This is a genomic window from Chitinophaga sp., from assembly GCF_036569125.1.
Taxonomy (GTDB): domain Bacteria; phylum Bacteroidota; class Bacteroidia; order Chitinophagales; family Chitinophagaceae; genus Chitinophaga.
The window spans coordinates 1-5,516 of the sequence record NZ_DATCRF010000563.1; the positions used below are offsets into that span (position 1 = coordinate 1).

General features: G+C 52.5%; 4 protein-coding genes. 3 read left to right on the top strand and 1 reads right to left on the bottom strand.

The features are described from left to right. Positions 1-308: 308 nt before the first annotated feature. On the bottom strand, positions 309-1,508 hold the full coding sequence (locus tag VIM87_RS21195) for an acetyl-CoA C-acyltransferase (RefSeq protein ID WP_331998939.1): 1,200 nt from the start codon (positions 1,506-1,508) through the stop codon (positions 309-311). 280 nt (positions 1,509-1,788) lie between these two features. Between VIM87_RS21195 and rlmN the strand changes: the two genes are divergently transcribed. The 3 genes from rlmN (at position 1,789) to VIM87_RS21210 (ending at position 5,072) form a co-directional block, all read left to right on the top strand. Further along, entirely contained in the window at positions 1,789-2,832 is a 1,044-nt protein-coding gene (gene rlmN, locus VIM87_RS21200) for a 23S rRNA (adenine(2503)-C(2))-methyltransferase RlmN (protein WP_331998940.1), read from the top strand. A 61-nt stretch (positions 2,833-2,893) separates the two neighbouring features. After that, the gene (locus VIM87_RS21205; RefSeq protein ID WP_331998941.1) at positions 2,894-4,282 is read left to right on the top strand and encodes a pseudouridine synthase; all 1,389 of its coding nucleotides are present in this window, start codon (positions 2,894-2,896) and stop codon (positions 4,280-4,282) included. 58 nt (positions 4,283-4,340) lie between these two features. Beyond that, positions 4,341-5,072, top strand: coding sequence for an RluA family pseudouridine synthase (locus tag VIM87_RS21210; protein ID WP_331998942.1), 732 nt, complete (start codon positions 4,341-4,343; stop codon positions 5,070-5,072). The last annotated feature ends 444 nt before the right edge of the window (positions 5,073-5,516 follow it).

The window sequence follows — 5,516 nt, forward strand, 5'->3', positions numbered from 1 at the left end:
GTTGGGGCCTGCCTGGTTTATATGGCTCCTATGGGGCTTTTCAGGAGTTTTGTTATACAGCTGTTTTGCATGCCTTTATTCTACCCGATCCCTATTAAGCATACTTCAATTACAATTGCAACTTAATTCTTTGCAGCTCCGCCTGTCTTGCGCATTTATCTGAATATACTTTTATCAATCACTATTGCAACTTTAATCACTTGCACCTTGCCTTCCTTACGCAATTATAGCAGCTGCACTTTATCAATTGCAGTTACAACTCCACTACTCCCACAGCTAAAAGCTAACAGCTAACGGCTAACAGCTAACTAACATCTCTCATACACCACCGCTGCTCCCTGCCCTACGCCCACACACATAGTAGCCAGCCCATAACGTGCTGCCGGCCTGCGTTTCAGCTCATGTAACAAGGTAGTGGTGATACGTGCGCCACTGCAGCCCAATGGGTGCCCGATTGCGATAGAGCCGCCATTCACATTCACCTTTGCAGGGTCCAGGCCCAGGTCGCGGATACAGGCCAGGGACTGGGAGGCAAATGCTTCATTCAATTCTGCCAGGTCCAGCTGCGCGGCGGTTAAGCCGGCACGCTGCAAAGCTTTGGTGGTAGCCGGCACCGGGCCAATGCCCATTATAGAAGGGTCTACCCCTGCAATGGCCATGGACTTTATTTGTGCGATGGGTGTTAACCCGAAACGTTTTAAGGCGCTTTCAGAAACGATCATCACCATAGAAGCGCCGTCGTTAATACCGGACGAATTGCCCGCCGTTACCGTACCATCCTTTGCAAATGCAGGTTTCAGGGCGGCCAGCTTTTCCAGGAAGGTTTCCCGGGGCGGTTCGTCTTTGGCGAACACTACGCGCTCCTCCTTATTGGGCGTGATCTCTACGGGAATGATCTCCGCCTCCCACCTGCCGGCGGTAAAGGCCTCTTTATATTTTTGCTGGCTGTTAAAGGCAAACAGGTCCTGCTGCTCACGGCTAATGTTCCATTGCCGGGCCACATTCTCCGCTGTTTCGCCCATGGAATAGGGGTAATACATCTCCGCCAGCTTTTTATTGGTAAAGCGCCAGCCAATGGTGCTGTCATGTACTTCCACACTGCGGTTAAAGGGGCCATCTGCCTTGGCCATTACAAAAGGTGCGCGGGTCATGCTTTCCACGCCACCGGCCAGGTACACATCGCCCTCCCCGCACATCACGGCGCGGGCAGCATCCATAATAGCCTGTAAGCCGCTGGCACACAGGCGGTTCACGGTATTACCGGCTACCGTTACCGGCAAGCCGGCCAGCAAAGCAGCCATACGGGCCACATTGCGGTTATCTTCCCCGGCCTGGTTAGCATCGCCGGCAATTACATCTTCAATCGCTGCGGGATCTATGCCCGGGTTGCGGGCCAGGAGGGAACGGATCATGAGCGCCAGCATATCATCCGGCCGTACGGTTTTCAGCGCCCCGCCATAACGGCCAATGGGCGTGCGTACCGCATCTACTATATAAGCAGCTTGCATATTTTTCAAAATTGAGGTGTGAATATAGGGAAATTGGCGGACCTGCGGTCCGCTGTCCATGGTCCATGGTCAATGGTCCATTGCCTGCTGCGTATAGTTGGTGTACGTGGTTTGTAAGTCCAGGTTCTCCCCATAGCACCTTTCCCCACGCTCTGATGCTATGGACCATGGACCATCGACTATGGACTAAGGTCCACGGCCCCACGTCCGTGGACCAATTATTTTCCCTACCTTTGCAGCTTCTTTCCGACTGCCGTAAGGCAGACATTAACTTAAGAATATGACATCTGATAAGAAAAACATCCGGCACCTCAGCTTACCTGCTATACAGGAATACTTTAACACAATTGGAGAAAAGCCCTTCCGCGCTAAACAGGTGTATGAGTGGCTGTGGTTAAAGCATGCAGGCAGCTTTGAGGCCATGACCAACCTCTCCAAAACGCTGCGCAGCTCCCTGGAAGAGCATTTCACCCTTCCGGCTTTAAAAATAGATACTACCCAGCATAGCGAGGACGGCACCATCAAAAACCGCTTCCGCCTGCACGACGGCCATCTGGTAGAGGGTGTACTGATCCCTACCGAAAACCGGCAAACAGCCTGCGTATCCTCGCAGGTAGGCTGCAGCCTGAGCTGCAAGTTCTGCGCCACCGGTTTTATGGACCGCAAACGTAACCTGGACTTTGATGAGATCTATGACGAGGTAGCCCTGCTGAACCAGCAGGCCCTGGAATCATCCGGCAAAAAGCTCACGAATATTGTATATATGGGTATGGGCGAACCCCTGCTCAACTATAAGAATGTGCTGCAGTCAATAGAGCGTATTACCGCGGCAGATGGCCTGGCCATGTCGCCCAAGCGTATTACCGTATCTACTGCCGGTGTAGCAAAAATGATCAAACAGCTGGGCGATGACCAGGTACGTTTTAACCTGGCCCTTTCCCTGCACGCCGCCAATGATAAGAAGCGCAGCGAGATCATGCCCATCAACGAAACCAACAACCTGCAGGGATTAATAGAGGCGCTGAACTATTTCTATAAAGCTACCCAGAGCCAGATCTCTTTTGAATACATTCTTTTCCGCGACTTTAACGATTCCCAGAAGGATGCCGATGAGCTGATCAAGATCTACCGGCAGGTACCGGCAGACCTGATCAACATTATCGAATACAATCCGATCGATAAGGCCCGGTTCCAGAAACCGGACGAGGAAGCAGTGGAGAAATTCATGCAGTACCTGGGCAAGCACCGTGTAAATGCACGCCTGCGCCGCAGCCGGGGTAAGGATATTGATGCCGCCTGCGGACAGCTGGCCAACAAGGGTTAATAATAAAAGCGTTTAACAACAGGAGGATCGTGGAAATCATGAGCTTCCGCCAACACATAGTATGAGAAAAAACAAACCTGCTGCAACAAAAGGCTTCTCTCCCTTTAAAGAGAACAAAAGCAGTAACCGTACCGGTGATAAGAACCGTACGCACTCCGGGGATCGTGAAAGGCCCGCCGGTAAAGACTTTAAACGCGGCGCCGCCGACCGCCCTACCCGCCCGGCTCCTGCCCGCGAGGAAGAGAACAAAGCCTTCCGGCCTAAGTTCCAGCGCGAGGAAAGGAAAGACGGTGGTGAAAATAAGCGCCCGCCCATCCGCGTGCGCATCAAACCTAAAGAAGACGATAACAAAGGCTTTCAGCGCAGTGACGACGCCCGCGGGGATAAACGCCCGCCCATCCGCGTACGCACCGCGCCTAAAGATGATGATAAAAAAGGCTTTCAGCCCAGGGCATCGCGTAATGATGATGACCGTGGGAATAAGCGCCCACCCGCACCCAAACGGGATGATGACAATAGCAGCTTCCATGGCGATTTCCAGCGGAGCGGCGACCGTAAAGGCAACCGCCCTACCCGGGAAACGCCCAGCGGTTTTAACCGTAAAAAATTCTTTGACCGCACCAACGAACGTTTTGCTGAGAAACAGGCCCGCAAAACCGATCCCACAAAACGTAAGCCCGATAACAAAAATATTGGCAGCAAAGGCCGCCAGCATGAGGATGCCCCCGGCAGCAACGAAGGCATGCCGCTGAACAAATACATTGCCCACACCGGCCTGTGCTCACGCCGTAAAGCGGTGGATGTTATTAAAGAAGGTAAGGTAACGGTGAATGATAAGCCGGTATTGGAACCGGCCTTTAAGGTAACGGATAAAGACCGGGTAAAGATTGCCAACAAACCCGTAAGCCTGCAAAAGAACCTGGTGTACATTCTGCTGAATAAACCCAAAGGATTTATTACTACCACTGATGATCCGGAAGGCCGCCAGACCGTGATGGAGCTGATCCAGGACGCCACTTCAGAAAGGGTATTCCCTGTAGGCCGCCTGGACCGCAATACCTCCGGCCTGCTGCTGCTTACCAACGATGGTGAGCTGGCCCAGAAGCTGGCGCATCCCAAGCACAACATCAAAAAAATATACCAGGTAGGGTTGGATAAACCCTTAACCAAAGCCCACTTTGACCAGATCATTGCCGGCGTTACGCTGGAAGATGGCGTGGCCCTGGTAGATGCCCTGGGTTATGTGGACAGCAAGGATAAATCACAGGTAGGTATAGAGATCCACAGCGGTAAGAACCGTATTGTGCGCCGTATCTTCGAGCACCTGGAATACCAGGTGGAGAAGCTGGATCGCGTGATGTACGCCGGTTTAACCAAAAAGAACGTAAACCGCGGCAAGTGGCGCCATTTATCAGAAAAAGAAGTGATACTGCTGAAACATTTTAAATAAAGTTGTTAGGGTTGGCGGTTGGTAATTTGTGCTAACCGCTAACCACTTTTAGAATATTATGCGCGTTAACGAACTCCTCATACATATTACGGACGATTTTATGGTGCTCAACAAACCGGCAGGAATGCTTACCATCCCCGACCGGCATGATAGTGAGATACCTTCCCTGCAAACCCTGCTGAAAAAGGCCTACGGCAATATTTTTACCGTACACCGGCTGGATAAGGATACCAGTGGCCTGATCCTGTTTGCCCGTAATGAGGCCGCGCACCGCTATTTTTCCCAGTTATTTGAATCCCGTGAGGTACGCAAGTTTTACCTGGGCCTGGTTACCGGCCAGCTGGAACCGCCGCAGGGCAGCATAGATGAGCCCATTATGGAGCATCCTGTACAAAAAGGTAAAATGGTTACCAACCGCCGGGGCAAGGCTTCCCTTACGGATTACGAGATGCAGGAAGCCTTTGGGCTTTACAGCCTGGTGAAGATGGAGATCCATACCGGCCGTACCCACCAGATCCGCGTGCACATGAAGCACCTGGGCCACCCCATAGCCGTAGATGAGCTCTATGGCGATCCCGCCCCCATTTTATTATCCACTATCAAGAAAAAGTTCCGTCTGGGTAAGTTCACAGAAGAAGAGCGCCCCCTCATGACCCGCCTGGCACTGCATGCCTGGCAGCTGCAGTTTAAAGATCAGCAGGGCGTGGCCCACCAGCTGGAAGCCCCGCTGCCAAAGGATCTGCAGGCAGTGTTAAGTCAGCTGCGGAAGCATAAGCGGCAGCAGGCGTAAGGAGCGGAAAGCTGAAAGCAGAAAGGTGAAAGCATAAAGCTGAAGGCGGAATGCTGAAGGCCGAATGTTGAATGAAGGCTCTGGCGAATGCTGACGCTTAAGGCGAAATGCTTAATGCTGAACGCCGCATGCTTAGAGCAGAATGCTGAAGACCGAATGCCGAACGCGGAAGGCGCTGCGCGCAGACTGGCGCTAAGGCGGATTGCTTAATGCTGAACACCGCATGCTAAAGACCGAATGCTGAACATGGAAGGCGCTGCGCGAAGGCTGACGCTAAGGCGGAATGCTTAATGCTGAACACCGAATGCTGAAGACCGAATGCCGAACGCGGAAGGCGCTGCGCGCAGACTGACGCTAAAGCGGATTGCTTAATGCTGAACACCGCATGCTTGGAGCAGAATGCAAAAGGTGGTAAAGATTATGGCCGGAAGATCAGAGCTGGCC